Here is a 17,537-nt window from a genome sequence, read left to right on the forward strand (position 1 = left end):
GGATGATGACGTGTCAGGCCAGTTATGCTGACATGAGGGATCGTTTTATCGTCCGTTCCGCTGTTTTTGGGGTGATATCGGTGATTATGGACATGCTTTTTCTCCGAAGCCCGGTATGCCGTTTGTTTTGACTATCCGTGGATCCCGCCAAATCCGAAAACCCTGCGATAGCAATATCGCAGGTTTTTTTCGTTCTACAACCCAATCACCAGTTCCCCTGAATGGCTTCGCGAGCAGCACAGCGCCACCTGCTGGTCTGCCGCGCTTTTCTCCGCCTCCGACTGCACGCTATCCCGGTGATCCACTACGCCATCGATAACCGGCGTCAGACAGGCGCCGCAAATCCCCATTTCACAGGAGAGCGGTACCGCCACGCCGTTTTCCAGCAGCACCTGCGCGATAGTTTTGTCCGCCGGCACCGGCCAGCGCTCGCCGGTTGATGCCAGCTTGACTGTAAAAATCTCGCCCGTTTCATTACAGTCGGCGGGCATAACGGGCTGGAATGCTTCGCTGTGAAGATTGCTCTCCGCCCAGCCTCTCGTGAGGGCGACCTGATACACTTTCTCCATAAAGCCTGCCGGCCCGCAGACCCAGGCGTGGAAACCGACCGCTGGCGTGGGCATGTGCTCTGCCAGCGCAGTGCGCGGGCTGATGGTATGGATGACACACTCGCCGTGTTTAAATTGCATGAGTTCACGCGCAAACGCCGCGTTGCCATGCTCTTTAACGTAATAGTGCAGCGTAAATGGGGTACCGGAAGCCTCCAGCTGCCGGGCCATCGCATACAAGGGCGTTATGCCTATCCCTGCCGCCAGCAGCAAGAAGCGTTCAGCCTCGTGCAGCGCAAACAGATTGCGCGGTGAGGAGATAAGCAGTTTCTGCCCCGGACGTAGCGTCTCGTGAACATAGCGTGACCCGCCGCGCGAGGCGGCTTCACGTCCTACGCAAATAAGATAGCTCTCGCTGTCGCTTGCTCCGGTCAGCGAATACTGGCGAACCAGCCCGCAGGGCAGATGCACGTCAATGTGCGCCCCGGGCTGCCAGCCCGGCAGGGCTTCACCGCATTCTGACACCAGCCTGATGGCGAGACTCTTATCCCCCTCGCGCCAGAGACCGTCGACAATAACGCTCAACATTTCGCTCATCACGTTCCTCCGTCACACCAGGAAAAACTCGCCGAAGCCCATCTTTTTCAGCCCCCGGCGGTAGGCAATCGAGCTTTTATCCGCAGGGATGTGGGCTTCCAGAGTCAGATCCAGCGGCAGGCTTTCCGGGCGCTGCGTCTCAACCATCAGGCGGTCTTCTTCAAAAATACGCAAATTGAAGGCGTGCACTTCCTCTACCGGAATATGCAGGTCAAAGTTGCGCGCGATAGGGGCGAACATGCGGGTTACCCGTGAAGAGACGGGCGAGGCGGCGTTCATGATCACCAGCCTGGCTTCCCCCGGAAAATGGATCGTCAGCGTGGCGGTAAACGGTAAATGCATTTCAAAATGACGCAGCCACTGGAAGCCTTCTGGGGCCTGGACATCGGAGCTGGCGGGGTAGTTGCTCACCGAGCTCCAGTAATCGGCAACAAAGCCAAACGGCGTCTCCTGGGGCTGATAATGGGGTACCAGCGGATTATTGGGGTCAGCAAAGGTGTCAGTGTGGATCCAGGCAAAATGCGCCACGTCCAGAAACCCTTCCACCTGACGGCCGGCGAAGCCATTCACCTCAAACGCCGGGCAGTTGATCTGCTGAAATCCCTCGTTATCCCAGTGCGGCATGGTGGGCAACGGCATTGGGTTATCGGGATCCAACGCCAGGCAGGTCCAGATCAACCCAAAGCGCTCCTCCACGGCATAGTTAATCAGGTTAAGCTTCGCGGGAACCGGCTGGTCAGGGCTGGACGGAATGCGGTTGCAGCGTCCATCTTCACCAAAGCGTAAGCCATGATAAGGGCAGATTATCCCGTGTTCATCGTGAAAGCCCAGCGTCAGCGGTACGCCGCGGTGCGGGCAAACGTCCCGGGCGACCACAACCTGGTCTTTGACGCGGTAGATAACCAGTTGTTCGTCGAGCAGGGTGGCTTTGACCGGTGCCGCGCCGATGTCGCAGGCGCGAGCAACCGGGTGCCAGCATTTTGCCAGACGCAGCCAGTCCTCTGGCTCAAACGTACAATGGGCGGGTGGAGTCGGTTGTATTTTCATGGTTGTCCCTCTCGCGTTCAGCCTAAAGGCCCGGCCTGAATGGTGTCGCACAGACCGTTAATGATGCGCTCTCCGGTCTCTTCTTTGAGCTCCTGGTACCAGGCCCGGGTCAATGACATGTCTTTGCCATGCGTGATATCACAGCGTTTACGGGCCTTAAGCACCAGGTCGCGGACCCGGTCACAGCGCAGCGCTTCGTACTGCCGCAACGCCAGTGCGATGTTGTGGTTCTCGCGCAGGCAGTCACCCAGCACCACGGCGTCCTCCATTGCCGCGCATCCGCCCTGGCCGATATCTGGCGTGGTGCTGTGCGCGGCATCGCCAAGAAGCGCCACGTTGCCGCGCACCAGGGTGTCGAACGGTTCAATGTCGTGGATTTCGATACGGTTGGTGGTCTCGGGATCCAGCACGGCGATGAGCTTCTGCACCGGTGGCGCCCAGCCGCGGAAGTAGCCCGTGAGATCGGCGCGAAGGGTAGTGCGATCTTCCTCCAGCCCGAGGGGGAGCGGAACATCAAAAAAGAAATAGAAACGTCCGCCGGCGACGGGCATCAGCGAAACGCGCTTGCCCTCGCCGACGAAGGTGGTCCACTGGTGTGCAGGGGCAATCTCTTCATCAATCTTCACCAGCCCGTTCCAGTTGACGTAACCGGCGTAGCGGCGCTCGGGCGTATAGCCCAGCACGTACGGGCGAACAGCGGAGTGACTGCCATCGGCGGCAATCAGGAAATCCCCCGTCGCGGTAGTACCGTCGGTGAAGGTGACGGTGACGCCAGCCGCGTCCTCACGGACGCTTTCAACGCGTTTGCCGAACTGAACGTTCTCGTGCCCCCAGAAGTTCAGCATTTCGCGCTGCAGTTCCGTACGCGACACGGGGCAGGGGCGACCGCCCGTGCGCTCGACCAGCGGGGCAAGGCTAAAGCGGGTGAGGGTATCGCCGCGCCGGTGATCCTTATAGGCCATAAAGCGCATAGGGCCGCCGTAGGTCTCGATGATGTCGCCCATTCCGAGGTGCTGCATGCATTTCACCCCATTGGGCCAGATGGAGATGGCCGCACCGACGGGCTTCATCTCTTTCACGGCCTCAAACACGGTACAGTCGATTCCCGCCTTCTTCAGCGCTACAGCGGCGCTCAGGCCGCCAATGCCCGCGCCAATAACGATTGCTCTCATGCTTCTCTCCTTTTGCAGGGTGTAAAAAGGGAAGAGCAATTTGCGTACCAGGCTGTAGAGTGGCGAAAAGCGCGTTGTATGGGGTGGTTTTGCACTGCTAAGGTGCGCAAACGCGGTGAGAATGCCTTTTTATGAATCAATAATTTCCTGTTGTGCGATTCGGAATCGACTGTTTCATAGGGGATGGCAAGAGTGGCGTAGTTTGTGCAAAGTGAGAAAACGACGATATGACGGGAGTGAGTATGATTGCACTGCAAACTTTTAATCAACTGAGCCACGAAGAGGCGCTCGCGCGGTTGCAGCCCTGCGTGGCGTTGCCCGACTGGGCCAATGCGCTGGTGCAGGGGCGGCCCTATTTACACCGCAAAGCACTGTTCGACGCCGCCCGGACACTGGCACAAACCTGGGATGAAACGGCGCTTACGCAGGCCCTGAATGCGCACCCGCGAATTGGTGAGAAACCGACGGGAGCCCGGGCGGAGGCGGTGCTTTCGCGCCAGGAGCAGGGCGCCGTCGACAACCGCGACAGGCAGCTGGCACAGGCACTGCAGGAAGGGAACGCTCGCTACGAGGCCCGTTTTGGACGCGTGTTTTTGATCCGCGCGAAAGGCCGTAGCGGTGAGGAGATTTTACGCGCCCTCAACGCCCGGCTGGAAAACAGCGATGCGCAGGAGGTACAGGCCGCACTGGAACAGTTGCGGGAAATTACGCTGCTTCGGCTGGAAGGAGTCATTGACGAATGAGTACGTTAAGCACACATATTCTTGATATTTCGACGGGAAAACCGGCGCAGGGCGTAAGGGTTTGTCTTGAGCAGGACGGCGTCGTATTGGCCACTGCTTTCACTAACGCCCAGGGGCGCATCACCGCGTTTATCCCTTTCCTGCCAGCAGGACGTTACCGGCTGGTGGCTGAGATTGGGGCTTGGTTCACCGAAACCGGCCGCGACACGCTTTACCCCTGCGCACAGATCGATTTTGTGACGGGAGAAACGGCAGACGAGCATTTCCACCTGCCGTTTGTGATTGCGCCGGGCGGGTGGTCAACCTACCGCGGCAGTTGACCACACCTGCACACCGTTGACCCAGGTCTCGCTAATATTGCGCTCGTCGCCCAGGGTCATCAGCACAAACAGCTGCTCATAAATGTCCTGACAGCGCCGGTTACGCAGGCGCTGTAGCGGCGTAACGGCCGGGTCGATGACGATAAAATCGGCCTCTTTGCCGGGGGCGAAATTGCCAATCTTATCGTCCAGCCTCAGGGCGTGAGCGCCGCCCAGCGTGGCGTGATAAAACGCTTCGCTGGCGCGCAGGCGGTAGCTCTGCAGCTGACCCACCTTGTACGCCTCCCCGAGGGTGCGCAGCATGCTGAAGGTGGTTCCGGCACCCACATCGGTGCCAATGCCCATACGCACCTGGTGTTGCCAGCAGGCGGGTAAGCGGAACAGTCCGCTGCCAAGAAACAGGTTCGAGGTGGGGCAAAATGCCACCGCCGAGCCGGTATCGTGCAGACAGCGCCACTCGCTCTCATGGAGGTGGATCCCATGGGCAAACACGCTGCGTTCGCCGGTCAGCCCGTAATGATGATACACATCCAGATAACGTTCATGTTCCGGCCACAGATCGCTTACCCAGGCCACTTCATTTGGGTTTTCGCTCAGATGGGTCTGCATCCACGTGTCGGGAAACTCCTCTCTGAGCAGGCTGACCGCGGCCAGCAGTTCCGGTGAGGAGGTCGGGGCAAAGCGTGGCGTAATGGCGTAGCCCAACCGTCCACGGTGGTGCCAGCGCTGGATCAGCTCGCGCGTCTGCCGGTAGCTCTCTTTCGCGGTTTCACTCAGGTAGTCAGGCGTGTGGCGGTCCATCATCACCTTGCCGGCGATAAGGCGCATGTTAAGGCGCAGGGCCTCGGTGAACAGCGCCTCGACCGATTCAGGATGCAGCGTACAAAACACCAGCGCGGTGGTGGTGCCGTGGCTGACCAGTTGGTTGATGAAAAACGCCGCAATCTCTTTCGCATAGGCCTCATCGGCAAACTGGCTTTCTACCGGGAACGTGTATGTGGTCAGCCACTCCAGCAGCTGCTCACCAAAAGCGCCAATCATCTCCGTCTGCGGGTAATGGACGTGGGTATCGACAAAACCCGGGAGCAGCAGTTTGCCGCGCAGGTCGGTGTACCTTTTGTAGGGATCAAGATACTGCTCGCCCTCCTGCCAGGCCATCTGCGCCAGAATTTTGCCGTTATGGATGAACAGCAGCCCGTCTTCAAGGTAGCGTGCCTGTTGGGCGATAACGTCTGCACTGTCGCAGACCCGGGCAATATCAAAAAATGCACCGCGGATCGCAGTCTGGTACTCCATCATGATTCCTGCCTTAGTGTTTGCGTAGCGGGGTGATGAGACTGAGCAAAAACGGTGCCAGAATGAAAAAGGCCGCAGAGGAACTGCGGCCCGGAGGAAGGGTTACTCTTTTTGCGTTGCCACGCGGGGGCTGAACGACGAGGCGCCTGCCGCTTCACGCTCTTCCCGCGCCAGCCAGCGGTAGGTGACCCCGCCCAGGAAGACGCCGATAAACCAGCTAAAGTTTGCCACTTCATGCAGGGAGGGAATAAAGCTTATCACCAGTCCAACGGCAACGGATGGCACCAGCGCGCCGATGGCTTTCGGGTTGAAACCGTTGCGATACCAGTATTTGCCTTTTGGCGTGTCATCAAACAGATCGTCTACGGAGACCTTGCCGCGCTTAATCAGGTAAAAATCGGCAATCAGAATCCCGAACAGCGGGCCAATAAACGCCCCGAGCACGTCCAGAGTGTAGTGGATAAGCTCCGGCGAGTTAAACAGGTTCCACGGGGTTAACAGGATAGAGCCGACGGCGGCGATCATCCCCCCGGTGCGGAAGCTGATTTTTTGCGGTGAACAGTTAGAGAAATCAAACGCCGGGGAGACGAAGTTCGCCACGATGTTGATCCCGATGGTGGCGGTGATCATGGTCAGCAAGCCAATGGCCACGGCCAGATCGTTGCCCACACGGCTGACGGTTTCAATCGGGTCAGTGATCATGCGGCCAAACAGCGATTGCGTACCCGACACAATCACCACGGTAACGATGGAGAACAGCAGGAAGTTAAACGGCAGACCCCAGCGGTTACCGCGGCGGATCTCCCCCATGCTTTTACCGTAGCGGGAGAAGTCACCAAAATTGAGCAGCGGGCCGGAGAAGTAAGAAACCACCAGCGCCGTAGCGGTGATCATCTGCCAGGTCTGTTCACCGGCGCTCAGGGATTTGCTGGCGAGGGTAAAGGAGATGCCGTCAAAACCGGTCTTGTATACAATCCATCCCGCCAGCGCCAGCATCACCACGTAGACCGCCGGACCGGCGATATCAATAAAGCGCTTAATGGCGCTCATGCCGTGCCAGAAGACCATCGCCTGCAGCACCCACATGATAGCGAAACAGATCCAGCCAAGATGCGACAGGCCCAGGAACGAACCGGTGGTGAGCGTCGCGAGTGAAGGCCAGAACTTAAGCGCCACCAGCATCAGCGCGTTGGCGGCCAGGTAGGTCTGAATGCCGTACCATGCGAAAGCAATCAGCCCGCGGATCACCGCCGGAATATTGGCCCCGAAAACGCCAAATGCCTGACGGCAAATCACCGCGTAGGGTACGCCTGCCATCTGACTCGGTTTCGCCACCAGGTTGGCACACAACTGCACAATGCAAATCCCTATCAGCAGGCAGAGCAAGACCTGCCAGCTTGCCAGCCCGAGCGTAAAGAAGCTCGCGGCAACAACATAACCCCCCATGCTGTGGACGTCCGACATCCAGAAAGAAAAGATGTTGTACCAGCTCCAGTTCTGGTCACGCGTCGGTGCCAGATCCTCATTGCAAAGACGTGGGCTGTAAACCGCACCGGAATCAGCGGCCGTACCGTACTGCGCGTTTTGTCTGTTTGGCATGAAACCTGCTCCTGTGAATGAAAACCCGTTAAGTGGGAGTGCAGACGGTGTTGCAGGATCCAGGCCAAAATAATAAATCTTGTATGCAATATTTTATTTTTATGTATACGATTCGATAGCGAAAAGTAAAAATCGGAGTGGTTAATGAATAACAAAAACAGCCTGCAGACCGCGCCAGACCTGCATGACAAAGATGAATCCATCTTTCAGGCGCTGATGACCGCGATAGTCGAACATCAGTTGCTCCCGGGAAGTAAATTGCCTGAAGAGGCGCTGGCTGAGGTCTTCGGCGTGAGCCGCACCGGTATTCGCAAGGTGCTGCAACGACTCGCCGCTGTGCAAATGGTCACCTTAACGCCCAAACGTGGTGCACACGTGGCCAGCCCGACGGTAGAAGAGGCGCAGCAGATCTTCCGCACGCGCGCTCTGCTTGAGGTGGCTAACCTGCCGGACGTGCTGGCCCACTGTCAGCCGCCGCATCTGGCTGCACTGGAAGGGATTATTCGCCAGGAGCAGCAGGCGCACGAAGCGTATGACGGTCCCGCCGCAATCCGCCACTCCGCCAATTTCCATATTCAGCTTCAGGCCATTTCAGGCAATCAGGTGCTGACAGAGATGGTGACCGGACTGAGTCAGCGGTCGTCGCTGGTGATCGCCGCCTGGGGCGCGCCGTGGCGTCAGGGCTGCCGCTGCAATGACCACGAGCAACTGGTCGAACTCTTGCGCCAGAAGGCGCTCCAGCCCCTGAGTGAGGCCTTAATGCACCATTTTGAACATATTGTTGCCAGCCTCTGTTTCGAACGGGCCGGTGAGTGCCTGCCTGATTTTGCCCGGCTGTTCGCCAGCCACAAGGAGTCGTAATGTCGTCTGTTTGTATACAAGTGATTAACCCCAACACCAGCCTCGCGATGACGGAAACCATCGGCGCCGCAGCCCGCGCGGTGGCAGCTCCGGGAACGGAGATCCTCGCCGTCTGCCCGAGCGCAGGTGTGCCCTCGATAGAAGGCCATTTTGATGAGGCCATCGCCGCCGTGGGCGTTCTCGAACAGATAAAACGCGGACGGCAACAGGGTGTGGATGGACACGTGATTGCCTGCTTTGGTGACCCCGGCCTGCTGGCGGCGCGCGAGCTGGCGCAGGGGCCGGTCATCGGTATCGCAGAAGCTGCGATGCATATGGCCACGCTGGTGGCAACACGCTTTTCTGTTGTGACCACGCTGCCGCGCACGCGGATTATCGCCCGCCATCTTTTGCACCAGTATGGTTTCCAGGACCACTGTGCAGCCCTGCATGCCATCGATCTGCCGGTGCTGGCACTGGAAGACGGTAGCGGCCTGGCTCAGGAGAAGGTGCGCGCGCGCTGCATCCAGGCGCTGAAAGAAGATGGCTGCGGCGCGATTGTGCTCGGCTGCGGTGGAATGGCGACGCTGGCGCAGGCGCTGACGCGCGAGCTGCACGTGCCGGTGATCGACGGCGTCAGTGCAGCGGTGAAAATGGTCGAGTCGCTGGTGGCGCTGGGGCTGTCAACCAGCAAGCACGGGGACCTGGCTTTCCCGGAGAAAAAAGCGTTGAGCGGACACTTTCAGGCACTGAATCCATTTTAATTGAGGGGGTGATAATGGCGCTTTTTAACGAAGATTATCCGCGGGACTTACGCGGCTATGCAGGCAAGCCGCCGCACGCGCAGTGGCCGAACCAGGCGCGCATCGCCGTGCAGTTTGTACTCAATTACGAAGAAGGGGCGGAAAACCACGTTCTGCACGGTGATGCCGGCTCAGAACAATTCCTCTCGGACATCATCGGTGCGGCCAGTTATCCGGACAGACACATGTCGATGGACTCCCTCTATGAATACGGCAGCCGCGCCGGGTTCTGGCGGATCCATAACGAATTCTGCAAGCGTGGCCTGCCGCTGACGGTCTTTGGCGTGGCAATGGCGCTGGCGCGACATCCCGATATCGTTGACGCCATCAAAGCGGCTGATTATGACGTGGTTAGCCACGGCTGGCGCTGGATCCACTATCAAAGTATGGATATCAACCAGGAGCGCGAGCACCTGCACAAGGCGGTGCATGTCCTGACTGACCTGTTTGGCAAACCGCCTGCCGGCTGGTACACCGGGCGTGACAGCCCAAACACCCGCCAGCTGGTAGTGGAGCATGGGGGCTTTGACTATGACAGCGACTACTATGGCGACGATTTACCGTTCTGGACGCAAGTGGCGTGCAGCGACGGCACGCGCAAACCCCACCTGATTGTGCCGTATACGCTGGATGCCAACGACATGCGCTTCGCGACCGCGCAGGGGTTCAACACCGCCGAACAGTTTTATACCTACCTGAAAGACAGCTTTGACGTGCTGTACGAAGAAGGGGAACGTGCGCCGAAGATGATGTCCATCGGCATGCATTGCCGTCTGCTGGGGCGTCCGGGGCGTTTTCGTGCTCTGCAGCGGTTCCTCGATTACCTTGCGCAGCACGATCGGGTATGGGTCTGCACCCGCCAGCAGATAGCCGATCACTGGCGTGAAGTGCACCCGTTCCAACAATAACGGTCCAGCAGTGTGCCGGGCGGCGGTGACGTCTGTCCCGGCCTGCTGCTTATCTGATGGGAAAAGCGCCACCGGGCAGGGTTATTAACATTACGCCATCACGCTCACCTGCGCCGCCACAATTCGCCAGCCGTACGGGAAGCGTACCCATGTCTGCTGCTGGCGGCCAATCCGCTCCGTTCCTTCGCGGGTGAATTCGGTGCTACATACGGCGTAATCCTCTCCGAAGGTGGTGATTACCGTATGGCGCAATGTCCTTTGCAGACCCGCGGACGGGCGCGCCGCCCGAAAGGCGCGGATTTCCTCAATGCCGTACAGGTTTTCGCCCGCACCGAGACGCACCGTGTTTTTGTCGTGCCAGAACAGCTCATCCAGCACCGGAATGTTGTTGCTAACCAGCGCGTCTTCATAGCGGTAAAAGGCTGCGGTCACTTCTGCAACGACCCACGGAAGGTTAATGTCATCGTGATTTATCATGGTGCCATCTCCGCTGGCCGGGCATCGGTTATTCCGCTTGCTTCCAGCACCCGCGCCACGCGCAGGCAGGCTTGCTCGTTAAACGGTGCGGCGATCAACTGCAGGCCAACAGGTGCGCCCTGAGCGGTGCGCAGCGGGACGGTGGTAACGGGTAAACCTAAAAACGAAATCGGCTGCGTCAGCATGCCCATGCTGGCGCGAACCGGTAACGGCTGGCCGTTGATCTCCATAATCTCTTCGCCAATTTGCGTTGCACTGCGCGGCGTGGCCGGGGCGATCAGCACGTCGGCCTGCGCAAACAGCGCTTTAAACGCCTGTCGGGCCTGCGTGCGAAAACGCTGGGCCTGAATATACCAGGCTGAAGGGATCATCGCGCCGGCCAGCAGTCGCTCGCGGGAGTGCGGTTCAAAACGCCCAGGCTCGCGGCGAAGCGCGGGCAGGTACTGATTTCCGCCTTCCGAGGCGCTGATGATAAACGCTGCGGAGCGGGCCAGCTCGGCATCGGGGAATTGCAGCGTTTCCTGCACGTCGAGAGCTTTTGCCACCCGCGCCACGGCGTCTCGCATGTCGCTGTCGCACCAGGTACTGAAATAGCCGCCGAGCACCGCGCAGCGCAAACCATCCAGACCGCGGTCGAGCAGGGGCCGGGTCTGCTCCCGGGAGCTCTCCGCCTGAAATCCGTCGCTGGTATCCCGACCCTGCAGTGCATCGTACACCGACGCCAGATCGCTCACGCGACGGGCAAACGGCCCGATGTGATCCAGACTGGCGACAAACGGATGGCTGCCGGCGCGTGACAGACGACCAAAAGTGGGCTTAAGACCGTATATTCCGCACAGGGAGGCCGGTACGCGAATCGACCCGTTGGTGTCGGTACCGAGCGAAAAATGAACCAGTCCGGCAGCGACCGCGGCGGCAGAGCCGCCGGACGATCCTCCGGCAATGCGCGTCACATCGTGCGGGTTACGCGTTGCGCCGTAGTAACTGTTTTCCGTCGTAAAGCCGTAGGCGTAGGCATCCATGTTGACCATCCCCGACAATAAGCCGCCGGCACAGCGCAGCTGGCGTACCGCAAAGCTGTCAGCGGTGGCGGGGGGGCGCTGGCTGAACAGCTCTGCACCGGCAAGGGTCGTATGCCCGGCGACGTCGAACAGGTTTTTCACCGCGTAGGGAATGCCCGCCAGCGGCGGCAGAGGGCGTTTCTCCCGACGCAGGGTGTCGATATTCTCGGCTTCGGCCAGCATGCGTTCTTCCGTGACGGTGGTCCAGGCGTTGATATGGGGATTGATGCGCGTAATGGCTTCCAGCGTCTGGCGGGCGATGTCATGGGCGCTCAGGTCGCCTGCACTCAGCGCCTGCTGGATCTCACTGATACTCATCTCGTGTAGCGTCATGCTTTGTATACTCCTGCGATCTCCAGACGGTCATCAAGCGGCAGCGCCATCAGCGGGGCGGCCATCGCCGCGATACGGCAGAACTGTACATGGAGTTCTGCCCGGCGGGCGTCATCCAGCTCAACGCCCAGCACGGACTCCATTTGCGCCAGATAGGCATGCCAGTCAGGTTGTGTGGTATTCATCAGTCTCTCCTTAAAATCCGGCGGCGGCGCCGTTGCTGCGCGGGTCAAATGCCCCTTCAAACAGCCCGTTGGGATGACGAACAATCGCACCCGCGTGGCCCATGGCTTCGCTGAATGGCGGGAAGCACTCCACGTCGTGGCCCAGCGCCCGCAGGCGCGCGACGGTCTGCGGCGTAAAGCGGCCTTCCACCTTCAGGGTGTCGGATGTCTGTCCCCAGGTACGCCCCAGTAACCAACGCGGGCGGGCGATGCTCTCCTGCAATGGTACCCCCTGCACCACATAGCGGGTAAATAGGGTGGCCTGAGTTTGCGGCTGCCCGTCACCGCCCATCGAGCCGTAGACCATGACGCGTCCGTCATGCAGACGCGCGGCTGCCGGGTTCAGGGTGTGGAACGGTTGTTTTCCTGGCGCAAGCGCCAGCAGGTGACGGGGATTGAGGCTGAATGAGGCTCCCCGGTTTTGCCAGACGATGCCGGTATCAGGCAGGACCACGCCGCTGCCGAACTCGTGATAAATGCTCTGGATAAACGACACGGCAAGACCGCTGTTATCCATCACCCCCATCCAGACCGTATCACCAGGGCCTTTGCCGCAGCCCCACGGTGCGGCCTGGTTATCATCGACCTGGTCGGCGAGGGCGGCCAGTGCGGCAGGATCCAGCAGACTCTGGATATCGGTTTTCAGCTCGCGCGGGTCGGTGATATGGGCATCGCGCAGACCAAACGCCAGCTTGGTGGCCTCTACAATGCGGTGAACGGTGGTCGCTTCGTCAGCATCGGCCATGGACAGGCGGTCGGTTATCCCGAGGATCGCCAGCGACACCAGCCCCTGCGTTGGCGGCGCGAGGTTCCACACTTCACCCTGCTGATGCTGTAATTTCAGCGGCGTGGTGCGCCGGGCGACATGCGCGTTTAGGTCAGCCAGGGTGATGGGCAGCCCCAGCGTTGCCATGCCCCGGGCCAGACGCTCCGCCAGCGGGCCGCGATAAAAACTGTCCAGACCGTCTTCTGCGAGGTGGGAGAGCGTGGAGGCCAGCGCCGGTTGATAAAACCGGCTGCCGACCTGCGGCGGTTTGCCGTCCGTCAGCCAGGTCTCCGCGAAGCCGGGCAGGTCCTTCAGTTCATGCAGCTTACTGGCCGTGGCGGCGGCCTGAGACGCGGTCACCGGCGTGCCATTTCGGGCATAGTCAATGGCGTCTGCCAGCAGGCGATTCAGGGGAAGAGCGGTGCCCGTCATCGTGCGCGAAACCTTCAGCGCTTCGTCCCAGCCGCTGACCGTTCCCGCCACGGTCAGCGCCGCGCGAGGCCCGCGATGGGGGATCTGAGAGACATCGTCATAGGCGGCAAGCGTCGCCAGTGAGCCAGCTGCGCCGCTGGCGTCAATGGCGACCGGTTCGCCATCGGGCGGCACGATAAGCCAGAAACCGTCCCCACCGAGACCGTTCATGTGCGGGTAAACCACGGCAATGGTTGCGGCGGCGGCGACCATTGCCTCAATCGCGCTACCGCCTTCACGCAGAATGGCCAGGGCGCTCTGGCTGGCAAGATGGTGGGGCGCCACGGCCATTCCGTGTACGGAGACATTACTTTGCATGGAGAGTCCTCATAACCCAAAAGTCACAAGGTGCTGCAAAAGCTGTTCCAGTTATGAATGAAAAGTTTCACGTCAGTCGTAACATAACGTTTTAAGAAGCTGGCATGCTTAATGAAAGGTATAGTGAGGTGAAACAAAAGTTACAGAGGCTTTATGGAACAGCTTGATGAACGTCTGAAAGCGCAATACGCGTCGTTGTCACCGCAGGAGCAACGGGTGGCTGATTTTATTTTTGATCATTTCGACGACCTCATTAGTTATAACAGCGCCGAGCTGGCGCAGCTGAGCGGGGTGTCGAAAGCCACGGTGAGCCGTCTGTTTAAGCGTCTGGGCTATGAGAAGTATAAAGAGATGCGCGACGAACTGCGCACGCTGCGCCAGAGCGGCATGCCGCTGACCGATAACCGCGATGCGGTGCAGGGCAACACTCTGCTGGCGCGGCATTATAAGCAGGAGATGGCAAACCTCACCCAGTGGGTCAACGCTCTGGATGCTCAGCAGTTTGCCGAGGCCATGGCCTCAATGGTGAAGGCACGGCGGATTGTGATTATCGGGATGCGCAACGCCTATCCGGCGGCGCTGCACCTGCGCCAGCAGCTGTTGCAGGCGCGCGGACAGGTGCTGCTGCTGCCGCAGCCGGGGCAGAGTCTGAGCGAGGAACTGGTCGATCTCACGCCCGACGATCTGGTGATTATGATGGCGTTTCGCCGTCGCCCGCGGATCGTACGGCCGCTGTTGCAGCAGCTTCAGCACAGCGGTATTCCGGTTCTGCTGATGTGTGAGCCGCAGGCACACAGCCTGTTTCCGCTGACCAGCTGGCAGCTCTGCGCCCCGCTGGACAGCGTCTCGGCGTACGACAGCTACTCGTCGGTCAACAGTCTGATCAACCTGCTGGCTAACGCCTTCCTGCATGAAATCCTCGATAAAGGCCGTCCCCGGATCCACGATATCGCCTCCCTGTATCAGCAGCTGGACGAACTGGAACAGCGATAATGGGGCATCAGGCTGGTGCTTTGCATTAAAATAGTGCAGCAGAGCGGGGCGGGAAAGGGAGGCCTTTTCCGCCCCGCTCTCGTTTTATCAGGCCTTCAGAGAAAATTTCCTGTTTCGCTTCATCTGGCACATTAGTTGCAAAATCCAATTCAAAGAATCTTTTGTTTCATGTTAACGTTACGGGGAAGCACCATGAAAAAGTTATTGATTGCACTGACCGGGGCCGTCTGTCTGTTTGCAAACCTGCCAGCAAAAGCTGACCAGCTGCAGGATATTGAGAAACGCGGCACTCTTCGTATCGCCGTCCCGCAGGATTTTCCGCCGTTTGGTTCGGTCGGGACCGATCTCCAGCCGCAGGGCTACGACATTGACATGGCGCGCTATCTGGCAAAACAGATGAAGCTCAAGCTGCAGCTGGTGCCGGTGACCAGTGCCAACCGCGTGCCGTATCTGCAAACCGATAAGGTGGATCTGGTGATCTCAAGCCTCGGTAAAAACGCCGAGCGTGAAAAGGTGATTGATTTTAGCCGTGCCTATGCACCGTTCTTCCTCGGCGTGTTCGGTCCGAAAGGGGCTGAGCTGAAAGATGCTGCTCAACTGAGTGGAAAGACCATTGGCGTGACGCGCGGCGCGGTGGAGGACATGGTGCTGACCAGCCTTGCGCCGAAAGATGCAGACGTCAAACGCTACGAAGACAATAACACCACGCTGTCGGCTTACCTGTCCGGTCAGGTCCAGTACGTGGCGACAGGTAATCTGGTCGTGGCGGCGATTTCCCGCCAGAACGCCGCCAAAGCCCCGGTTCCGAGCTTTATGCTGAAGGACTCGCCGTGCTTTATCGGGCTGAAGAAAAACGAACCGGCATTGAAAGCGAAAGTTGATGCGGTGATCGAGCAGGGAATTAAAGACGGCACCCTGAATAGCCTCTCTGAGCAGTGGCTGAAAGCGCCGTTGCCGGCAAGCCTGGGCGTGTAAGGCGATGACAGAGCAACTCCATTTCTCTGCGCTCTGGCCGTACTGGCCGGCGCTGCTGGCAGGGCTGTGGGTCACCATTCAACTGACGGTGATGGCAACCCTCGGCGGGCTGGCGATCGGTATTTTCGGGGCGGCGATTCGCAGCGGCCGGACGACGTGGTTTAGCCGGATCTGGGGCGGCTACGTGGAGATTATCCGCAACACGCCCTTTGTCGTGCAGCTGTTTTTCATTGTGTTCGGTCTGCCGAATCTGGGGCTGAAGATGACGGCGGGCGAAGCGGCGCTGCTGGCAATGGTTGTCAACCTGGGCGCGTACAGCACGGAGATTGTCCGTGCCGGTATTCAGGTTACGCCCAAAGGACAGTGGGAGGCCGGCCGCGTGCTGGGGCTTACCCGCCTGCAAACGTTTATACGTGTGGTGCTGCCACCGGCCCTGCAGCGTATTTATCCGGCGCTGGTCAGCCAGTGCATTATCGTTATGCTCGGTTCGTCGGTGGTGTCGCAGGTCTCCTATGAAGAGCTGACTTTTGCCGCCAACCTGATTCAGTCAAGAACGTTCCTGAGCTTTGAGGTCTATCTGGTGACCACCGGAATTTACCTGGTGCTGTCAATTACCCTACGCCAGCTAATGATGGCGGCAGGACGGAAGTGGCTGGGGGTACAGGCATGATGACCACCTTTACCGACTGGGACATTATTCGCAATCTGCTGCTCGCCGGACGCTGGACGGTGCTGCTGTCACTGGTGGCGTTTGTCGGCGGGGCGGCGGTAACGCTGCCGCTGTTGCTGTTGCGCCTCACGGGTGGGCGTACGGTAAAACGGCTTATCCGCGGCTATATCGAACTGTTTCAGGGCACGCCGCTGCTGATGCAATTGTTCCTGGCCTTCTTCGGCGTGGCGCTGTTGGGTATCGATGTTTCGCCGTGGACCGCCGCGTCGCTGGCCCTGACGTTCTACACCAGCGCCTTTTTGCTTGATATCTGGTTTGGCAGTATTCGTGCGCTGCCGAAAGGGCAGTGGGAGGCGTCGCGCTGTCTGGGGCTGACCTTCGGCCAGACGCTGTTTCGCGTGGTGGCTCCCCAGGCGTTACGCATCGCCATCGCCCCAACGGTGGGGTTCGCCGTGCAGGTGATTAAGGGGACCGCGCTGGCATCCATTATCGGTTTTATCGAGCTGACCAAGGCCGGGACGATGCTGACCAACGTGACCTATCAGCCGTTTAAAGTCTTTGCGCTGGTGGCGCTCGGCTACTTCATTCTGTGTTATCCGCTGTCGCGCTACAGCCGTTATCTGGAGACTAAATTCAATGCCTCTCATCACCATTAATCAGGTGCAGAAGTACTACGGCGATAACCACGTGCTCAAGGGCGTGGATCTGGACATCGATATGGGCCAGGTTATTTCAATTATCGGGCGCAGCGGTTCGGGTAAAAGCACGCTGTTGCGCTGCATTAACGGCCTCGAAGGGTATCAGGACGGCAGCATCAAGCTCGGCGGCATGACCATTACCGACCGGGATTCCCAGGCGCGTGAAATCAGTCGCTCGGTCGGCATGGTATTTCAGAACTTCAACCTTTTCCCGCACATGACGGCGATGGAAAACGTGATGCTCGCGCCACGTCGGGTGCTGAAGAAAAGCGCAGCAGAATGTCAGGCACTGGCGCAGCGCATGCTGGAGAAAGTCGGGCTGGGTGACCGTCTGGATTACTACCCGTCAAGCCTCTCCGGCGGCCAGCAGCAGCGCGTGGCGATTGCCCGTGCTCTGGCGATGTCGCCTAAAGTTTTACTCTGTGACGAGATAACTTCCGCGCTCGATCCGGAACTGGTAGGCGAAGTGCTCAAGGTGCTGGAACAACTGGCCGCTGAGGGGATGACGCTGATCCTGGTGACCCATGAAATGAATTTTGCCCGCGAAGTGGGCGACCGCGTGGTGTTTATGCATCAGGGGCGCGTCTGGGAGCAGGGCGACAGTAAAACGCTGTTCGCTAACCCACAGACCACTGAGCTTAAACAGTTTATCTCCTCCGTGCGCGGCCTCAATTAACT

At 59.3% G+C, this 17,537-nt stretch carries 17 protein-coding genes and 2 pseudogenes; 10 read left to right on the forward strand and 9 right to left on the reverse strand.

Annotated features, from left to right (window positions below; all coding sequences use genetic code 11):
- Window positions 1-194: 194 nt before the first annotated feature.
- From JTA15_RS03540 to hpxO, 3 genes are read right to left on the reverse strand one after another with little or no spacing between them, the layout of a single operon-like run.
- Window positions 195-1,145, reverse strand: coding sequence for a PDR/VanB family oxidoreductase (locus JTA15_RS03540; RefSeq protein ID WP_219372869.1), 951 nt, complete (start codon window positions 1,143-1,145; stop codon window positions 195-197).
- A gap of 12 nt (window positions 1,146-1,157) precedes the next feature.
- The gene (hpxD, locus tag JTA15_RS03545; RefSeq protein ID WP_219372870.1) at window positions 1,158-2,192 is read right to left on the reverse strand and encodes a molybdenum cofactor-independent xanthine hydroxylase subunit HpxD; all 1,035 of its coding nucleotides are present in this window, start codon (window positions 2,190-2,192) and stop codon (window positions 1,158-1,160) included.
- A gap of 17 nt (window positions 2,193-2,209) precedes the next feature.
- Window positions 2,210-3,364: an FAD-dependent urate hydroxylase HpxO gene (gene hpxO / locus JTA15_RS03550; protein WP_219372871.1), complete on the reverse strand. Its 1,155-nt coding sequence runs from the start codon at window positions 3,362-3,364 to the stop codon at window positions 2,210-2,212.
- A 242-nt stretch (window positions 3,365-3,606) separates the two neighbouring features.
- Between hpxO and uraD the strand changes: the two genes are divergently transcribed.
- Together uraD and uraH are read left to right on the forward strand one after the other, a co-directional pair.
- Entirely contained in the window at window positions 3,607-4,107 is a 501-nt protein-coding gene (gene uraD / locus JTA15_RS03555; protein ID WP_219372872.1) for a 2-oxo-4-hydroxy-4-carboxy-5-ureidoimidazoline decarboxylase, read from the forward strand.
- A complete protein-coding gene (gene uraH / locus JTA15_RS03560) occupies window positions 4,104-4,427 on the forward strand; it encodes a hydroxyisourate hydrolase (RefSeq protein ID WP_176586743.1) in 324 nt (107 codons plus the stop codon). The genes uraD and uraH overlap by 4 nt, the downstream gene beginning before the upstream one ends.
- Here uraH and guaD read toward each other — a convergent pair.
- Both guaD and JTA15_RS03570 read right to left on the reverse strand, forming a co-directional pair.
- Window positions 4,407-5,726: a guanine deaminase gene (gene guaD, locus JTA15_RS03565; protein ID WP_219372873.1), complete on the reverse strand. Its 1,320-nt coding sequence runs from the start codon at window positions 5,724-5,726 to the stop codon at window positions 4,407-4,409. The two genes, uraH and guaD, sit on opposite strands and share 21 nt — an antisense overlap.
- A gap of 99 nt (window positions 5,727-5,825) precedes the next feature.
- Window positions 5,826-7,322, reverse strand: coding sequence for an NCS1 family nucleobase:cation symporter-1 (locus JTA15_RS03570; protein ID WP_219372874.1), 1,497 nt, complete (start codon window positions 7,320-7,322; stop codon window positions 5,826-5,828).
- 144 nt (window positions 7,323-7,466) lie between these two features.
- Here JTA15_RS03570 and JTA15_RS03575 point away from each other — a divergent pair, with 144 nt between their 5' ends.
- From JTA15_RS03575 to puuE, 3 genes and pseudogenes are all read left to right on the forward strand, one after another.
- Entirely contained in the window at window positions 7,467-8,183 is a 717-nt protein-coding gene (locus JTA15_RS03575; protein WP_219372875.1) for a GntR family transcriptional regulator, read from the forward strand.
- Window positions 8,183-9,053: pseudogene (locus JTA15_RS03580) on the forward strand (aspartate/glutamate racemase family protein); the annotation flags it as partial. The gene JTA15_RS03575 and the pseudogene JTA15_RS03580, both read left to right, overlap by 1 nt.
- Window positions 8,956-9,873, forward strand: a pseudogene (gene puuE / locus JTA15_RS03585) (allantoinase PuuE); the annotation flags it as partial. The pseudogenes JTA15_RS03580 and puuE, both read left to right, overlap by 98 nt.
- 90 nt (window positions 9,874-9,963) lie before the next feature.
- Here puuE and hpxZ read toward each other — a convergent pair.
- Genes hpxZ through hpxW form a run of 4 tightly spaced genes read right to left on the reverse strand, consistent with a single transcriptional unit; the run spans window position 9,964 to window position 13,523 of the window.
- Window positions 9,964-10,350, reverse strand: coding sequence for an oxalurate catabolism protein HpxZ (gene hpxZ, locus JTA15_RS03590; RefSeq protein WP_032677834.1), 387 nt, complete (start codon window positions 10,348-10,350; stop codon window positions 9,964-9,966).
- Window positions 10,347-11,744 (reverse strand): AtzE family amidohydrolase, encoded by a 1,398-nt coding sequence (locus JTA15_RS03595; protein ID WP_219372876.1) that lies wholly within the window; start codon window positions 11,742-11,744, stop codon window positions 10,347-10,349. The genes hpxZ and JTA15_RS03595 overlap by 4 nt, the downstream gene beginning before the upstream one ends.
- Window positions 11,741-11,929: an oxalurate catabolism protein HpxX gene (gene hpxX / locus JTA15_RS03600; RefSeq protein WP_025204497.1), complete on the reverse strand. Its 189-nt coding sequence runs from the start codon at window positions 11,927-11,929 to the stop codon at window positions 11,741-11,743. Before hpxX ends, JTA15_RS03595 begins: the two co-directional genes overlap by 4 nt.
- A 10-nt stretch (window positions 11,930-11,939) precedes the next feature.
- On the reverse strand, window positions 11,940-13,523 hold the full coding sequence (gene hpxW, locus JTA15_RS03605; protein WP_219372877.1) for an oxamate amidohydrolase: 1,584 nt from the start codon (window positions 13,521-13,523) through the stop codon (window positions 11,940-11,942).
- A gap of 153 nt (window positions 13,524-13,676) precedes the next feature.
- Here hpxW and hpxU point away from each other — a divergent pair, with 153 nt between their 5' ends.
- The 5 genes from hpxU (at window position 13,677) to JTA15_RS03630 (ending at window position 17,535) form a co-directional block, all read left to right on the forward strand.
- On the forward strand, window positions 13,677-14,516 hold the full coding sequence (gene hpxU, locus JTA15_RS03610) for a MurR/RpiR family transcriptional regulator HpxU (protein ID WP_020884740.1): 840 nt from the start codon (window positions 13,677-13,679) through the stop codon (window positions 14,514-14,516).
- Window positions 14,517-14,708: 192 nt separating this feature from the next.
- Window positions 14,709-15,491, forward strand: a complete 783-nt coding sequence (locus tag JTA15_RS03615) for a transporter substrate-binding domain-containing protein (protein ID WP_020884739.1) — start codon at window positions 14,709-14,711, stop codon at window positions 15,489-15,491.
- A gap of 4 nt (window positions 15,492-15,495) precedes the next feature.
- On the forward strand, window positions 15,496-16,161 hold the full coding sequence (locus JTA15_RS03620) for an amino acid ABC transporter permease (RefSeq protein WP_014169471.1): 666 nt from the start codon (window positions 15,496-15,498) through the stop codon (window positions 16,159-16,161).
- Entirely contained in the window at window positions 16,161-16,817 is a 657-nt protein-coding gene (locus tag JTA15_RS03625; RefSeq protein WP_025204495.1) for an amino acid ABC transporter permease, read from the forward strand. Before JTA15_RS03620 ends, JTA15_RS03625 begins: the two co-directional genes overlap by 1 nt.
- A complete protein-coding gene (locus tag JTA15_RS03630) occupies window positions 16,798-17,535 on the forward strand; it encodes an amino acid ABC transporter ATP-binding protein (RefSeq protein WP_032677837.1) in 738 nt (245 codons plus the stop codon). The genes JTA15_RS03625 and JTA15_RS03630 overlap by 20 nt, the downstream gene beginning before the upstream one ends.
- Window positions 17,536-17,537: the final 2 nt, after the last annotated feature.

Origin of the sequence: Enterobacter sp. BIDMC 29 (genome assembly GCF_019378755.1) — a bacterium.
In the GTDB taxonomy this organism is placed as follows: domain Bacteria; phylum Pseudomonadota; class Gammaproteobacteria; order Enterobacterales; family Enterobacteriaceae; genus Enterobacter; species Enterobacter ludwigii.